Source organism: Clavibacter lycopersici (assembly GCF_003576405.1).
In the GTDB taxonomy this organism is placed as follows: Bacteria; Actinomycetota; Actinomycetes; order Actinomycetales; family Microbacteriaceae; genus Clavibacter; species Clavibacter lycopersici.
Genome location: NZ_QWGT01000042.1, coordinates 1 through 15,501 on the forward strand (window position 1 = coordinate 1; position 15,501 = coordinate 15,501).

A 15,501-nucleotide genomic window follows, 5' to 3' on the forward strand; every position below is an offset into this window, starting at 1 on the left:
GACGCCGGGCGACGCGTCCGTCGTGGTCGCGTCGCGGCTGCCGCGCATGGCCGCGGGGATCCTCGTCGGCCTCGCCCTCGGCGCGGCCGGCGCCGCCCTCCAGACGGTGAGCCGCAACGTGCTCGCCTCGCCCGACACCCTCGCCGTGAACGCGGGCGCCTACGCCGCCCTCGCCGTCGCGGCGGTCACCGGGCTGACCCTGCCGGTGCTCGCGGGCGCGGGCGTCGCCTTTGTCGGCGGGCTCGTCGCGGCGGCGATCGTGCTCGCGGTCTCGGGCCTCGGATCCGGCACCGTGCGCCTCGTGCTCGCGGGCAGCGCGCTCGCGCTCGGCCTCGGATCCGTGACCAGCGCGCTCCTCCTCCTCTTCCCGCAGCAGACCGGCGGCCTCTACCGCTGGGGCCAGGGCGGCATCGGCCAGAACGGCTTCGACGCCGTCGCGCAGATGGCGCCCGTGGTGGTGGTCGCGCTCGGGATCCTGCTCCTCATCACCCGCCGGCTCGACGCGCTCGGGCTCGGCGACGACGCCGCCCGCAGCCTGGGCGTCGACGTGCGGGCGACCCGAGTGATCGCCGTGCTCGCCTCGGTGCTCCTCGCCGCGGCTGCCGTGACGGTCGCCGGGCCCATCGGCTTCGTCGGCCTGTACGCGCCCGCGTTCGTGCGGCCGCTGCGCCGGCTCGTGCCCGGGGTCCGCCGCTCCTGGGTCTTCATCCCCGTGGCCGGGCTCATGGGCGCGGCCGTCGTGCTGCTCGCCGACGTGCTGCTGCGCGCGGTGCTCGGCGCCGAGGCGTCGGTCGCCGTGCCGACCGGGCTCGTCACCTCCCTCATCGGCGCGGTCGTGCTCGTGGTGCTCGCCGTGCGCACCCGCGACAGCGCGACGCCCGCGCCCACCGAGCGGCACGGCGTGGTCACCCGCCGCCGCGCCGCGCTCGTGGTCGGCGCGCTCGTCGTGGTGCTCGTCGGGCTGCTGATCGCGTCCGTGCTGCTCGGCGACGCGAAGCTGCTCCTCGGCGACGTCGTGAACGGGATCCGCGGCACGGCCGGCCCCGTCGTCAGCTACGTGCTCGACACCCGCGTGCCCCGCGTGCTCGCCGCCGTGCTCGCGGGCGCCGCGCTCGCGCTCGCCGGCGTGCTCGTGCAGGCCGTGACCCGGAACCCGCTCGCGGATCCCGCGATCCTCGGCGTCTCCGGCGGCGCGGGCCTCGGCGCCGTGCTGTTCGTGACCACCGCGCCCCTCGCCTCCGGCTGGGGCATCGCGGGCGCCGCCGGGCTGGGCGCGCTCGCCGCGGCGGCCGTCGTGTTCGGGCTCGCCGCGCGCGGCGGCTTCCCGCAGAACCGGCTGGTGCTCATCGGCGTCGGCGTCTCGGCGGGCACGGCCGCGGCGATCAGCATGATCATCGTGCTCACCGACCCGTTCAACGGCGCGAAGGCGCTCACCTGGCTGTCGGGATCCACCTACGGCCGCGGGTTCGACGACGCCCTGCCGGTGCTCGCGGCCCTCGTGCTCGCGGTGGCGGTCGCGGCGCCGCGCCACCGCATGCTCGACCTGGTCGCCCTCGACGACGACACCCCGCGCCTCCTCGGCGTCGGCCTCGGCCGCTCGCGCCTGCTGGCGCTGTCGATCGCCGTGGTGCTGACGGCGACCGCGGTCGCGGCGGTCGGCGTGATCGGCTTCGTCGGCCTGGTCGCGCCGCACGCGGCCCGGGCGCTCGTCGGATCCCGCCACGCGCGCGTCGTGCCCGTCGCGATCCTGCTGGGCGCCGCCCTCGTGACCCTCGCCGACCTGCTCGGCCGCACCGTCATCGCCCCGGGCCAGCTCGGCGCCGGCCTCGTCACCGCGCTCGTCGGCACCCCGTACTTCGTGTGGCTGCTGTGGCGCGGGCGGTCGGCGCGGGGGCGCTAGGCGGCGGGATCCCCGGCACATCCGGTGCCGCGGGGGTGGGGTTGACCCCACCCCCGATCCGGGAGCGGGCAGGATGGGTCCCGCACCCGCGCCCCGTGAGGCTGAGTGTCATGAACGAGACATCTCCCACCACCGAGGCCGAAGCGATCCCCGTGCCACCCGAATCCCCGCCCGCCGCCGCACCCGCGGAACCCGCCGACCGAGCCGCGGAGGGGGCCGACGCGGCACCGCCCGCCGCACCGCCCGCGCCGCCCCGCCGCCGCTCCTTCTACGCCGACGCCTGGCGCCACCTCCCGCGCGACCTCGGCTACCTCGCGCTCACCGCGCTGCTGCTCGCCACCGTCTACATCGCCCTCCCCGCGATGGTCTACAGCCTCTTCGACTCGCTCCTGTGGTCGGCATCGGGGCTGTTCGCGGCCGTGGCCCTGCTCGCCGCGCTCTTCGCGGCCCGCGGGCTCGGCGCCGTGGAGCGGGTCCGCATCGGGTGGGCCGAGCCCCGGCCGATCCGCCCGGTCGACTGGACGCCGCGGTGGCAGCAGAACCGCGCCATGCGGATCCTCTCGGCCGTCGCGAGCCCGCACTACTGGCTGCACCTGCTGCACGCGGTCGTGGTCTACCCGCTGGTCGCGTTCGTCACGCTCGGCGCGGGCGCGCTCCTCGTCGCCGGGTTCCTCGGCCCGATCGGCGGTGGGATCGCGATCCTCGGCTACGGCTGGCGCTTCGAGCAGGCCCTCACGGACCACGGCTACGACGCGGGTCGCACCTTCGCCCTCGCGGCCGTGCTCGGCGTGGTGGCCATGATCCTGTCCGTCGTGCTGCTCCCGCTCTGGGCGCGCGGCGCCGTGCTCGCCCACTACTGGACCGACCACGCGCTCCTCGGCGGGTTCAAGTCCGACGCCCTCGAGCGCCGCGTCCAGGGCCTCGAGCAGTCCCGCGCCGGCGCCGTGACGGCCGAGGGCCAGACGCTCCGCCAGATCGAGCGCGACCTGCACGACGGCCCGCAGCAGCGGCTCGTGCGGCTCCGCATGGACCTCGCCGCCGCCGAGCGCGCGCTGGAGACGGATCCGGAGCGCGCCCGGACGCTGATCCAGGAGGCCTCCGAGCACGCGCACGACACCCTCGAGGAGCTGCGTGCCCTGTCCCGCGGGTTCGCCCCGCCGATCCTCCTCGACCGCGGACTGGTGGCGGCCATCGAGGCCCTCGCCTCCCGGTCGACCGTGCCCGTGGCGCTCCACGTCCACCTGCCCGAGGCCCTCGTGCTCCCGACCGAGGTCGAGCGCAACGTCTACTTCACCGTCAGCGAGCTCCTCACGAACGTCGCGAAGCACTCCGGGGCGACCCGCGCGGACGTCACGCTGATGCTGATGCGCGACTTCGACGACAGCCGGGTGCTCGCCGCCCGGGTGACCGACGACGGCCAGGGCGGCGCGTCCGTCCAGGAGGGCCACGGCCTCGAGGGGCTCCTCGGCCGCATCGGCGCGCTCGACGGCGACGTCAGCATCTCCAGCCCGCAGGGCGGACCCACGCGGATCACCGCGCGCGTGCCCCTGCTCACGCTCAACGGCGTGCCGACCGAGGGATCCGACGCGACAGGCGCGGATGCGGGCGCGTCGCCCGCCGCCTCGCCCGACCCCGCCGCGTGACTACGCTCGGGACCATGGACGACGGCCCGGATGCAGCGCGCATCCGGGCCGTCGTGGTCGACGACGCCGTGCTGCTCCGCGAGGGGCTCGCGCGCGTGCTCGTCGAGGCCGGCATCGACGTCGTCGCCCAGCACGAGGACGCCGACGGATTCCTCGCCGCGCTTGCCGACGATGCCCCGGACGTCGTGATCATGGACGTCCGCATGCCGCCGACGTTCTCCGACGAGGGGATCCGCGCCACGGTCGAGGCCAGGCGGCGCGTCCCGGGGATCGGCGTGCTGCTGCTCTCCCAGTACGTCGAGGCCGCCTACGCCGAGGAGGTCTTCCGGAGCGGGACGGCCGGCATCGGCTACCTGCTCAAGGACCGCGTGACGCGCCTCGAGGAGATCGACGACGCCGTGCGCCGCATCGCGTCCGGCGGCACCGTGCTCGACCCGGAGGTGGTGACGCAGCTCATGGCCCGACGACGCGACCCCCTCAGCGCGCTGACCCCGCGCGAGCGCGAGGTGCTCGGTCTCATGGCCGAGGGCCGCACCAACGCGGCGATCGGCCGGGCCCTGGTCATCGGCACCGGCGCGATCGAGAAGCACGTGACGAGCATCTTCCTGAAGCTCGGCCTCGAGGACACGGGCGAGGACCACCGCCGGGTCCTCGCCGTCCTCGCCTACCTCGGCTGACGCCCGGGGCGACCCGCCCTACTCGTTGTCCCCGCCCGTGGAGCTCGCGAGCGGCAGCTGGCCGACGCCCACGTTCGCCGCGCGCACGCCGCCCGTGACCGACGACGCCCAGGTCCAGTCGGCGACCTCGGGGATGTCCTCGCCGTGCTCGCGCGTGTACTGACGGGCGCGGAGGCGGGCGTCCTCCATGCGCTGGCGGAGCGGGCCCTGGGTGCGGCTGAGGCCGGGCGTCCGGTCGATCGCGTCGATCACGAGGTGGTACCGGTCCATGTCGTTGAGCATCACCATGTCGAACGGCGTGGTCGTGGATCCCTCCTCCTTGTAGCCGCGCACGTGCAGCTGCGCGTTGTTGGCGCGGCGGTAGGTGAGGCGGTGGATGAGCCACGGGTAGCCGTGGTACGCGAAGACCACCGGGATCCCGGCCGGGAACAGCGCGTCGTAGCCCGCCTCCGACAGGCCGTGCGGGTGCTCGCCCTCCGACTGCAGGCGCATGAGGTCGACGACGTTCACGACGCGGATCCTCAAGCCCGGGATCTCCTCGCGGAGGATCGACACCGCGGCGAGCGTCTCGAGAGTGGGCACGTCGCCCGCGCAGGCCATGATCACGTCGGGCGCCTCGCCCGCCACCTCGGTGCCGGCCCAGTCGAAGATGCCGATGCCGCGGGTCATGTGCGCGATCGCGTCGTCCATGGAGAGCCAGTCGAAGCTCGGCTGCTTGCCGGCGACGACGACGTTCACGTAGTCCTCCGAGCGCAGGCAGTGGTCGTAGGTGGAGAGCAGCGTGTTCGCGTCGAACGGCAGGTAGACGCGCACGACGTCGGCCTTCTTGTTCACGACGTGGTCGATGAAGCCCGGGTCCTGGTGCGAGAGGCCGTTGTGGTCCTGGCGCCAGACGTGCGACGACAGCAGGTAGTTGAGCGACGCGATGGGGCGGCGCCACGGGATCCCCTTCGAGACCTTGAGCCACTTGGCGTGCTGGTTCAGCATCGAGTCGACGATGTGGATGAAGGCCTCGTACGACGTGAAGAGGCCGTGGCGGCCGGTGAGCAGGTAGCCCTCGAGCCAGCCCTGGCACTGGTGCTCGCTGAGCATCTCCATCACCCGGCCGGCGCGCGCCAGGTGCTCGTCGGTGGGGCGGATCTCGCCGTCGAACTGCTTGTCGGTGACCCGCAGCACGCCGCCGAGGCGGTTCGACGCGGTCTCGTCGGGGCCGAAGATCCGGAAGTCGGTGGGGTTCCGCACCACGACGTCCGTGAGCCAGTCGCCGAGCACGCGGGTGGGCTCGTGCACGGATCCGCCGGGCGTCGGCACGTCGACCGCGTAGTCGCGGAAGTCGGGCAGGTCGAGGTCGCGCTTGAGGAGGCCGCCGTTGGCGACCGGGTTGGCGCTCATGCGGCGGGTGCCTGCGGGAGCCAGCGCGGTGGCGAGGGCGACGGGCGCGCCCCGCTCGTCGAAGAGCTCCTCGGGGCGGTACGACCGCATCCAGTCCTCGAGGATCCGGAGGTGCGCCTCGGTGTCGCGCGCGCTGGCGAGCGGCACCTGGTGGGCGCGCCAGTCGTCCTCGGCGGGGTGGCCGTCGATCTCCTTCGGGCAGGTCCAGCCCTTCGGGGTGCGGAGGATGATCATCGGCCAGGCCGGGCGGCCCTCGAGCGTGCCGGCGGCAGCGGCGGCCTTGATGTCGGCGATCTGCTCGAGCACCACGTCCATCGTCTCGGCCATGCGACGGTGCACGGCCGCGGGGTCCTCGCCGTGGAAGCCGCCCGACACGATGTAGGGCGTGTGTCCGTAGCCGCGCATGAGGTCCAGCAGCTCCGACTCGGGGATGCGGGCGAGCACGGTCGGGTTCGCGATCTTCCAGCCGTTGAGGTGGAGGATCGGCAGGACCACGCCGTCGTGCAGCGGGTCGAGGAACTTGTTCGAGTGCCAGGACGTGGCCAACGGCCCGGTCTCCGCCTCGCCGTCGCCGACCACGGCGGCCACCAGCAGCTCCGGGTTGTCGAACGCGGCGCCGTAGGCGTGGGACAGCGCGTAGCCGAGCTCGCCGCCCTCGTGGAAGGAGCCGGGGGTCTCGGGGGCGACGTGGCTGGGGATCCCGCCCGGGAACGAGAACTGGCGGAACAGGCGGCGCACGCCCTCCTCGTCCTGCGTGATCCGCGGGTACACCTCGGTGTACGTGCCGTCGAGGTACGCGTTCGCGATCATGCCGGGGCCTCCGTGGCCCGGGCCGATCACGTAGACGGTGTCGAGGTCGCGCTGCTGGATCACGCGGTTGAGGTGCGCGTAGATGAAGTTGAGGCCGGGCGTCGTGCCCCAGTGGCCGAGCAGGCGCGGCTTCACGTCGTCGAAGGTGAGCGGGCGGCGCAGCAGCGGGTTGTCGAGCAGGTAGATCTGGCCGACGGAGAGGTAGTTCGCGGTGCGCCACCACATCTCCAGGCGGGCGAGCTCCTCCGCGGGGAGCGGCATCGGCGCGCGGTGCGGGAAGGCGGTGCGAGCGGGCGCCGCCGGGATGGAGGGCGCGGTGGGCGTGACGGCGGCCGGATGTGCGGTGAGGGTCATGGATCCAGGCTCGCCGGGCGGTGCGGCGCGGGGGAGGGGCGAAGGTCCCGTGGGGACGCGCGCTGCCCGACGCCGCCCGGCCCGCGGGACCGAAGGCCCTGTCGGCGCGTGCGGTGCCGCGCTGGACTGGGTCCACACGACAGAGGACGAGGACGACATGACGGCGCACACCATGCACATCGCGCACATCGCGCAGATCGGGCACACGATGGACACCGCCCGCTGGGACCTGCTCAAGCGGCAGACCCGTGCGCGCCTGAAGCGACACGGCGCGCTGATCGCGCCGCTCCCGCCGGGCGCGTACGACGTGGAGTACGACACGCATCGCACGCGGGCGCAGCGGGAGGCGGCGGGGGAATAGCACGCGTGCCGGGGCCCGGGCGCTGCTCGGCAGTGGGACGGAACGTCATCACGTGATCGGATGTGATGACGCTCCGTCCCACCGTCATGTCGGCTCCCGCGGGACGAAGTCGCGCAGATCAGATGACCTCCGCCGCCTGCCGCGCGATCTCCCACTCCTCGTCCGTCGGCACCACGAGCACCGCGACGGGCGAGCCCTCGGGGGAGATGCGGCGGGCGTGGGTGGAGGCGAGCTCGTTGCGGTCGGGATCCACGTGGATGCCCAGGTGCTCGAGGCCCGCGAGGCTGCGGCGGCGGAGCAGGGAGTCGTGCTCGCCCACGCCCGCGGTGAAGACCACGGCGTCGAGCCCGCCGAGCTCGGCCGTGTACGCGCCGACGTAGCGGCGGATCCGGTGCCGGTAGACCTCCAGCGCGAGCGCCGCACGGGGGTCGCCGTCGAGCTCGGCGGCCTGCACGTCGCGCATGTCGCTGGATCCGGTGAGCCCGAGCAGCCCGCTGCCCCGGTTGAGCAGCGCCTCCAGCTCGTCGAAGCCGAGGCCGGCCTGGCGGTGCAGGTGGAACAGCACGGCCGGGTCGATGTCGCCCGAGCGCGTGCCCATCACGAGGCCCTCGAGCGGCGTCAGTCCCATCGACGTCTCGATGGAGCGGCCGCCGTCGATCGCGCAGGCGGACGCGCCGTTGCCGATGTGCAGCACGATCATGCGGGTCTCCTCGAGCGGCTTCCCGAGGAACGCGGCGGCGGCGCGGGAGACGAAGCGGTGCGAGGTGCCGTGGAAGCCGTAGCGGCGGATCCCGAAGCGGGCGGCGAGGTCGGCGTCGATCGCGTAGGTGGACGCGGCCTCCGGGATCGTGCGGTGGAACGCGGTGTCGAAGACGGCGACGTGCGGCACGTCGGGCAGCACGGCGCGCGCGGCGCGGATCCCGGCGAGGTTCGCGGGGTTGTGCAGCGGCGCGAGGGCGGAGAGCTCGTCGATGGCGCGCTCCACGTCGGCGTCGACCACGACGGCGCGGTCGAACCGGGATCCGCCGTGCACCACGCGGTGGCCGACGGCGACGGGCGGCGGCAGGTGCGCGGCCTGCACGCGGTCGAGGGCGATGCGCACGGCGGACTCGTGGTCGGGCGCGTCGCCGCCGGCCTCGCCGATGCGCTCCACGGTGCCGGAGGCGCGCGCGGCGCCCGTGACGGGATCCACGAGGCGGTGCTTGAGGGAGGAGGACCCGGCGTTGAGGACGAGCACGGATGCGGCGGGTGGGGGAGCGGAGGGCATGGGTAGAGCCTGCGGATCCGCGGGCGCGCGCGGCAGGGGCGAACGTCCCCCGGGCGCCGCGGGACCTCCGACCCTGCCGACGGGGACCGGCCGCGACGAGCCTGGATCCACCGGGCACCACCGCCCGGACCAGCCGAAGGGGAACGACCATGACCGCCCACACCGTCACCACCACCGCACCCGGGGCGGGACGGACCACGAGCGCCGCCGCTCCCGCCCTCGCCGTCGACGAGCGCAGCCGCGTCACCACGGAGCGCGGCCGCGTCGCGCTCGCCGTGCTCCGGATCGCGACCGGCTTCGTCTTCCTCTGGGCGTTCCTCGACAAGACGTTCGGCCTCGGCTTCTCCACCCCGGTGGAGCGCGCGTGGATCAACGGCGGGACGCCCGCGCAGGGGTTCCTCACCAGCGAGTCCGTCACGGGTCCGCTCACGGGCTTCTTCGCCGGACTCGCCAACCCGCTCGTCGACGTGCTCTTCATGCTCGCGATGCTCGGGATCGGCCTGGCAGTGATCCTCGGCATCGGCCTGCGCGTCAGCGCGGTCGTCGGCTCCGGCGTGATGCTGCTGATGTACCTCGCCGAGTGGCCGTTCGCCGCGAACGCCGCGTCGACCAACCCGCTCGTCGACTACCACATCGTCTACGCGCTGGCCCTGATCGTGGTCGCCTACCTCTCCGCCGGCGACACCTTCGGGCTCGGCCGGGCCTGGCGCCGGCTGCCGATCGTGCGGTCGCAGCGCTGGCTCGTGTAGCGCGCCCGCACGCGAGGGTCGGGATCCCCGAGGGTCCCGGCCCTTCGTCGTGCGCGCGGGTGGTCAGGCCCCCGGCCGCCGCGGGTGCGTCATCCCGTACACCGCGGCCTGCGTGCGCCGCTCGACGCCGATCTTCTCCAGCAGCCCCGAGACGTAGTTCTTCACGGTCTTCTCCGCGAGGCCGAGGCGTTCGCCGATCTGCCGGTTGGTGAGCCCCTCCGTGATGAGCGCGAGGATCTGGCCCTCGCGCAGCGTGAGGCGCGGCTCATCGGCGGGGACGGCGGGCACGAGGATCCGGGCGCGGGCCCGCCGCACCACCTCGCGGTCCATGAGCTGCCCGCCCGCGGCGACCCGGCGGATCGCGTCGACGAGGCCGGCGCCGCGGATGTCCTTGAGCAGCCAGCCCTGCGCGCCCGCCAGCACGGCGGCCTCGAGCGCGGAGTCGTCGTCGAACGCCGTGAGCATGAGGCACGGCAGGTCCGGGTGGAGCGAGCGGATGCGGCGGCAGGCGTCCACGCCGGATCCGTCGGGCAACCGCACGTCGAGCACCACCACGTCGGGCCGGGTGGCCTCCACGCGCGCGACCGCGTCGCGGACGGTGCCCGCCTCGCCGACCACCTCCAGGTCGGCCTCGCGCTCGATGACGTCGGCGATGCCGCGGCGCACGAGCTCGTGGTCGTCGAGCAGGAACACGCGGGTCATCGGATCCGTCCCATGGCCTCGGGTGCGACCGCGGCGATGGGCCCGGTCGCGTCGAGGGCGACGGCCGCAGGCCCCGGCACGCTCCACGTGAGCACCGCGCCGCCGCTGTCCTGCGGGGCGAGCGAGCTGGATCCGCCGAGCGCCTCCGCGCGCGCCTCGAGGTTCCGGATGCCGCTGGCGCGCGTGCGGCCGGCGGGCCCGCGGCCGTCGTCGGAGATCCGCACGGTCGTCGCGTCGGCGGTGCAGCCGACCTCCACCACGACCGAGGTCGCGTCGGCGTGCCGCACGGCGTTGGCGAGGCCCTCGCGCACGACCGCTTCCACGTCGTCGCGCAGGTCGCCCGCGACCACCTCGTCGACGTGCCCGTGGAACACGATGCGCGGCGGCGTCGGGAAGGATCCGGCGACCTCGCTCACCACGTCGAGCAGCCGGTGCCGGGCGCCCGCGACGCGCGGCTGGCTGGCCCGCAGCGCGAAGACGGAGGTGCGGATCTCGGCGATCGCGTCGTCGAGCAGCGTCTGCACCGCCTCGATCCGCGCGTGCACCGAGGGCGCGACCGCCTGCACGTCCATGCCGTTCAGCGACAGGCCCGCGGCGAACAGGCGCTGGATCACGTTGTCGTGCAGGTCGCGCGCGATGCGCCCGCGGTCCTCCAGCAGGGCGACGCGCTCGCGGGCCGCACGGGCGCCGCGCAGCTCCAGGGCGACGCTGGCGTGCGCGGCGAAGTCGGCGATGAGGTCGAGGTCGAGGTCGACGAACCGGGCGGATCCGGGCGCGCGCGCCACGAGGAGCGCCGCGTCGAGGCCGCCGGGCCGGGCGAGCGGCACCGTGATCGCGCTGCCGGTGGAGCGCTCGCCGTCGGGGGATCCGGGGTGCGCGAGCCCCAGCGCGAGCGCCGGCATGCCCGACGCGATGACCCCGGCGGCGGGCGTCTCCTCGGCGCTGAACACGCGGCCCACGTAGTCGGCCGCGTCCTCGCCCCACGCGTCCTCGGTCGCGTACGCGCCGGCCGGGGTGCGGGCCACGACGGCGACGACGGACGCGTCGGTCAGCCGGATCACCGAGGAGGCGATGAGCCCGAGCGGGTCGTCGCCGTCCTCGTCGAGCAGCGCCGACGCGATCTCCGCCTGCGCGAGCGCCCAGCCCTGCCGCCGCTCGGACTCGCCGAACAGCCGCGCGTTGTCGATGGCCACGCCCGCGGCGGCCGCGAGCGACATGAGCAGCTCCTCGTCCTCCGGGCTGAACGGCCCGTCGGCGCGGTCGGTGAGGTAGAGGTTGCCGTAGACCTCGTCGCGCACGCGGATGGGGACGCCGAGGAAGGAGTCCATCGGCGGGTGGTGCGCGGGGAACCCGGCCGAGCGCGGGTCGTCGGCGAGGTGCTCGCGGCGCACCGGCTCCGGGTCGTCGATGAGGGCGCCGAGCAGGCCGAGCCCGCGGGGGAGGTGCCCGATGCGGGCGGCCAGGTCGGCGTCGATGCCCACGTGGATGAACTGCTCCAGCCGCCCGTCCGGCCCGATGACGCCGAGGGCGCCGTAGCGCGCGCCGACGAGGTCCACCGCGGCCTGCGCGATGCGCCGCAGCACGTCCTCGAGGTCGAGGTCCTCGGCGATGGCGCGCGTGGCGGCCAGCAGGTTCCGCAGCCGGCCCTGCGACTGGAGGACGTCGCCCGCCTTCTCGACGAGGTCGGCGATGGACCTCTCCAGCGCGGAGCGGGGCAGGTCGGGGAAGCCCATCGGCGGATCGGTGCGCACGTGCGGCCTCTTCCCGGACCGGGCGGTCCACGGGACCTCCGGCCCTACGTCACCCGGCCGGGCCGCGCGACGCTCGAAACCTAGCACCCGCTAGGCGGAGGAGGACCATGGTGGACGAGACGATGACAGCCCGCACGGACGCCGAGGGCATCCGCGTCGCCGACTCCCCGGGCAGGATCGCGGCCCGCTGCGTGGTCGGATACGACGGATCCGCCGCGAGCGTCACGGCGCTCGGCTGGGCCGTCTCGCGCGCGGTCCGCTCCGGCGGCGAGGTGCAGCTGGTCGGCGTCGTGGACGACGACGCGGGCGCGATGGGAGCGGCCTACGCGCAGCAGAGCGCACGCGACCTCGGCGCCCTCCTGTCGGCGGCGGCCGCGCGGGTCGCATCCGCCCACCCCGGCCTCGCCGTCACCACCCGGCTCGCCACCGGCGCCGTCGCCCCGTCGCTCGCCGCGGTGGACGAGGACGACGTGCTCGTCGTCGGATCCGACAAGACCGGCTACGCCCGCGGCCGCCTCTACGGCGTGCGCAGCGTGCAGCTCGCCTCCCTCGTGCCCGGCCCGCTCGTGGTCGTGCCCTCCGCCGACCTCCGACTCCGCGACGGCGTCGTCGTGGCGCTCGACGGCACGGCCGCATCCGACGCGCTCGCCCGCGCGGGCGCCCAGGAGGCATCGGCCGCGGGATCCCGCGTGAGCATCGTGCACGCCGTCCCGCAGGAGGGCGGCGCCGACGCGCGCCACCTCGGCGACGCCGTGCTGCACCGGGCGCTCGACGTGGCGCACGAGGTGGATCCCGGCCTCGAGGTCACCCGGCACCTCACCTCCCGGCGCCCCGCCGAGGCGATCCTCAACCTGGCCCGCGACCGCGCGCTCCTCGTGATCGGCCGCTCCCGCCGCACGCCGTCGCCCGGCATCGGCGGCACCCTGCACGAGGTCCTCATCAACGCGAACGTGCCCGTGATGATCCTGCCGGACGCCCCCGCCGCGTCCGCCCCCCGCACCCCGGAGACCGCCCCCCGCACCACCGAGACCGAAGAGGCCTGACCATGAGCACGAGAGAGAACAGCAAGCTGACCGTCGTCGGAGCGGGCAGCGTGGGCGCCAGCGTCGCGTACGCGGCCCTCATCCGCGGATCCGCCCGGCACGTCGCGCTCTACGACATCGCCGCCGAGCGCGTCGAGGCCGAGGTGCTCGACCTCGCGCACGGCACCCAGTTCACGGGCGCGAGCGAGATCAGCGGCGGATCCGACGTCCGGGTCGCCGAGGGGTCGCACGTGGTCGTCATCACGGCCGGCGCCAAGCAGCGCCCGGGTCAGTCCCGCACCGACCTCGCGGGCGTGAACGCGGGGATCATCGAGTCGATGATGCCCGGCCTCCTCGAGGTCGCGCCCGACGCCGTCTACCTCCTCGTCACGAACCCCTGCGACGTGATGACCGTGATCGCCTCCCGCGTCTCCGGCCTGCCGCGCTCGCGTGTCTTCTCCTCCGGCACCGTGCTCGACACCTCGCGCCTGCGCTGGGAGCTCGCTCGCCGCGCCGGCGTCTCCACCAGCAGCGTGCACGCGCACATCGTGGGCGAGCACGGCGACACCGAGTTCGCGCTGTGGGACGAGGCGATGATCGGCACCGTCCCGATCCTCGAGTGGGAGGCCGAGGGGCACCCGCGCATGACGGTCGACGAGCTCGAGCTCATCGCCGTCGACGTGCGCGACGCCGCCTACCGGGTCATCCGCGGCAAGGGCGCGACCAACCACGCCATCGGCCTCTCCAGCGCGCGCATCGCGGAGGCGATCCTGCAGGACCAGCGGGCCGTGCTGCCCGTCAGCACCGTGCTCGAGGACTTCCACGGGATCGACGGCATCGCGCTGTCCGTGCCGTCGATCGTCGGCGCGCACGGCGCGACGCCCATCCGGAACACGCCGTTCTCGGCCTCCGAGCTCGAGAAGCTGGCCGTCTCGGCCGAGGCGCTCACCGCCGTGCTCGCGACCGTGGGGGCCTGAGCCGTGTGGATCCAGGACCCCGACCCGCTCGGCGTCCCGTGGCTCTCGGCGCTGGTCGCGGCGATCCCGATCCTCCTGTTCCTCGTCTGCCTGGTGGTGTTCAAGCTCACCGGGCTGCAGGCCGCGGGCGTCGCGCTCGTCGCCGAGGTGGCGGTCGCGCTCGGCATGTACGGCATGCCGATCCCGGCGCTCGCGGGCGCGGGCATCCTGGGCCTCCTCAGCGCGATCTGGCCGATCGCGTACATCATCCTCATGGCCGTCTGGCTCTACCGGCTGGCGGTCGCGAGCGGGAAGTTCGACGTGATCCGGGCATCCATCGCCGCGATCTCGCCCGACCAGCGGATCCAGGTGCTCCTCATCAGCTTCTGCTTCGGCGCGTTCCTCGAGGGCGTCGCCGGGTTCGGCGTGCCCATCGCGATCTGCGCGGCCATGCTCGTGACGCTCGGCTTCCGGCCGGTGCGCGCGGCCATGATCAGCCTGGTCGCCAACTTCGCGGCAGGTGCCTACGGCGCCGTCGGCATCCCCGTGATCGTGGGCGCGCAGGTCGGCGGCGTCGACGTGATGGACCTCTCGCGCGACCTCGCGCTCATCCTCCAGCCGGTGACGCTCCTCATCCCGTTCCTGCTCGTCGTGATCCTCGACGGGCTCCGCGGCCTCCGCGAGACCTGGCCCGCGACGCTCGTCGTGACCCTCGTGTTCAGCGGCACGCAGGCCGCCGTGCTGCTCCTCCTCGGGCCCGAGCTCGCGGCGATCCTGCCGGGGCTGCTCGGGATGGTGGCGCTCGCCGCGCTGCGTCTCGTGTGGACGCCGCGGCACGTGTTCGTCGAGGGGGAGGCCCGCGAGGGCGGCGCCCGCGGAGGCGCCCGTTCGACCGCACCCGGCGGCGGCGCACGTGACGCCCGGGCCGGCGGATCCACCGCGACCGCGACGCTCACCGCGCCGGTCGCGACCGCCCCGCCCGCCGCACCCGTCCGCCACACGGCGCGCGAGGTGCTCGCCGCGTGGAGCCCGTTCTACGTGCTCACGGTGCTCGTCTTCGTCTGGAGCACGCCCGCGTTCAAGGCGCTCTCCGCGCCCGGCGGCCCGCTCGCCTGGGCGGTCGTCACGGTGCCGATGCCCGGTGTCACGGGGCGGATCACGACCGCGGGCGGCGTCGTCGTCGCCAACGCGTGGAGCTGGACGCCCCTCGGCGCGACCGGCACCGCGATCCTCCTGGCCGTCGTGATCACCGCGCTCACCTCCCGCGTGCTCACCCGGCAGGTGGTGCTCGAGCAGCTCCGCGGCACCTGGCGCGACCTGTGGAAGGCGCTCGTGCTCATCGCGGCGATCCTCGTGCTCGCCCAGATCGCGAACCTCTCGGGCGGATCCGCGGGCATCGGCGGCGCGCTCGCGGGTGCCGGCGCCTGGTTCCCGCTGCTCGCGCCCGTGATCGGCTGGGTCGGCGTGTTCCTCACCGGATCCGTCGTGAACAACAACACGCTCTTCGCGCAGCTGCAGGCCACCACGGCCGGGCGGATCGGCGTGGACGCGACCCTGCTCGTCGCCGCGAACACCGCGGGCGGGGCGGCGGCGAAGGTCATCTCGCCGCAGTCCATCGCGATCGCGGCCGGCGCCGTCGGGCTCACCGGGCGGGAGAGCGAGATCCTGCGGGCGTCGATCGGCTACAGCCTCGGGATCCTCGTGGTGCTCAGCCTCTGGACCTTCGGGCTCTCGCAGATGCTGCCGGGCTGAGGCGGCCGATGCCGGCGGCGCCCGGCCGGGGGACCAACGGCCCTGGCCGGGCGCGCCGCGCGGATCCAGCATGTGTCCATGACGACGCCCCGCACACCCATCGCCGACGCACCCCGCCCCGGACCCCGAGCGGGGCGCGCGGCCGACGCCCCCGCGGCGGATCCG

12 protein-coding genes are annotated in these 15,501 nt (G+C 74.7%); 8 read left to right on the forward strand and 4 right to left on the reverse strand.

The window, feature by feature from the left end; translation table 11 throughout:
• The 3 genes from DZG00_RS04730 to DZG00_RS04740 form a co-directional block, all read left to right on the forward strand.
• Positions 1 to 1,900, forward strand: a 1,900-nt coding sequence (locus tag DZG00_RS04730; protein WP_147359923.1) for an iron ABC transporter permease, incomplete at its 5' end; no start/stop codon positions are given.
• Between the two features lie 110 nt (positions 1,901 to 2,010).
• Positions 2,011 to 3,543, forward strand: a complete 1,533-nt coding sequence (locus DZG00_RS04735) for a sensor histidine kinase (protein WP_119455419.1) — start codon at positions 2,011 to 2,013, stop codon at positions 3,541 to 3,543.
• Between the two features lie 14 nt (positions 3,544 to 3,557).
• A complete protein-coding gene (locus tag DZG00_RS04740) occupies positions 3,558 to 4,220 on the forward strand; it encodes a response regulator transcription factor (RefSeq protein WP_119381908.1) in 663 nt (220 codons plus the stop codon).
• A gap of 18 nt (positions 4,221 to 4,238) precedes the next feature.
• Here the strand turns inward: DZG00_RS04740 and DZG00_RS04745 are convergent, their stop codons facing one another.
• Positions 4,239 to 6,776, reverse strand: a complete 2,538-nt coding sequence (locus DZG00_RS04745) for a phosphoketolase family protein (protein ID WP_119381909.1) — start codon at positions 6,774 to 6,776, stop codon at positions 4,239 to 4,241.
• Positions 6,777 to 6,933: 157 nt separating this feature from the next.
• Between DZG00_RS04745 and DZG00_RS04750 the strand changes: the two genes are divergently transcribed.
• Positions 6,934 to 7,137: a hypothetical protein gene (locus DZG00_RS04750; RefSeq protein WP_119381910.1), complete on the forward strand. Its 204-nt coding sequence runs from the start codon at positions 6,934 to 6,936 to the stop codon at positions 7,135 to 7,137.
• 118 nt (positions 7,138 to 7,255) lie between these two features.
• Here the strand turns inward: DZG00_RS04750 and DZG00_RS04755 are convergent, their stop codons facing one another.
• Positions 7,256 to 8,404, reverse strand: a complete 1,149-nt coding sequence (locus tag DZG00_RS04755) for an acetate/propionate family kinase (RefSeq protein ID WP_119381911.1) — start codon at positions 8,402 to 8,404, stop codon at positions 7,256 to 7,258.
• A gap of 149 nt (positions 8,405 to 8,553) precedes the next feature.
• Between DZG00_RS04755 and DZG00_RS04760 the strand changes: the two genes are divergently transcribed.
• Entirely contained in the window at positions 8,554 to 9,153 is a 600-nt protein-coding gene (locus tag DZG00_RS04760) for a DoxX family protein (RefSeq protein WP_119381912.1), read from the forward strand.
• 63 nt (positions 9,154 to 9,216) lie between these two features.
• Here DZG00_RS04760 and DZG00_RS04765 read toward each other — a convergent pair whose 3' ends face one another.
• On the reverse strand, positions 9,217 to 9,855 hold the full coding sequence (locus tag DZG00_RS04765) for a response regulator transcription factor (RefSeq protein ID WP_119381913.1): 639 nt from the start codon (positions 9,853 to 9,855) through the stop codon (positions 9,217 to 9,219).
• Positions 9,852 to 11,606: a sensor histidine kinase gene (locus DZG00_RS04770; RefSeq protein ID WP_147359924.1), complete on the reverse strand. Its 1,755-nt coding sequence runs from the start codon at positions 11,604 to 11,606 to the stop codon at positions 9,852 to 9,854. Before DZG00_RS04770 ends, DZG00_RS04765 begins: the two co-directional genes overlap by 4 nt.
• A 107-nt stretch (positions 11,607 to 11,713) precedes the next feature.
• On the opposite strand from DZG00_RS04770, the gene DZG00_RS04775 reads away from it, so the two are divergent.
• Genes DZG00_RS04775 through DZG00_RS04785 form a run of 3 tightly spaced genes read left to right on the forward strand, consistent with a single transcriptional unit; the run spans position 11,714 to position 15,336 of the window.
• On the forward strand, positions 11,714 to 12,649 hold the full coding sequence (locus DZG00_RS04775; protein ID WP_119455421.1) for a universal stress protein: 936 nt from the start codon (positions 11,714 to 11,716) through the stop codon (positions 12,647 to 12,649).
• 2 nt (positions 12,650 to 12,651) lie between these two features.
• Positions 12,652 to 13,605, forward strand: a complete 954-nt coding sequence (locus DZG00_RS04780; protein WP_119383062.1) for an L-lactate dehydrogenase — start codon at positions 12,652 to 12,654, stop codon at positions 13,603 to 13,605.
• Positions 13,606 to 13,608: 3 nt separating this feature from the next.
• Positions 13,609 to 15,336, forward strand: a complete 1,728-nt coding sequence (locus DZG00_RS04785) for an L-lactate permease (protein WP_119455422.1) — start codon at positions 13,609 to 13,611, stop codon at positions 15,334 to 15,336.
• Positions 15,337 to 15,501 lie beyond the last annotated feature (165 nt).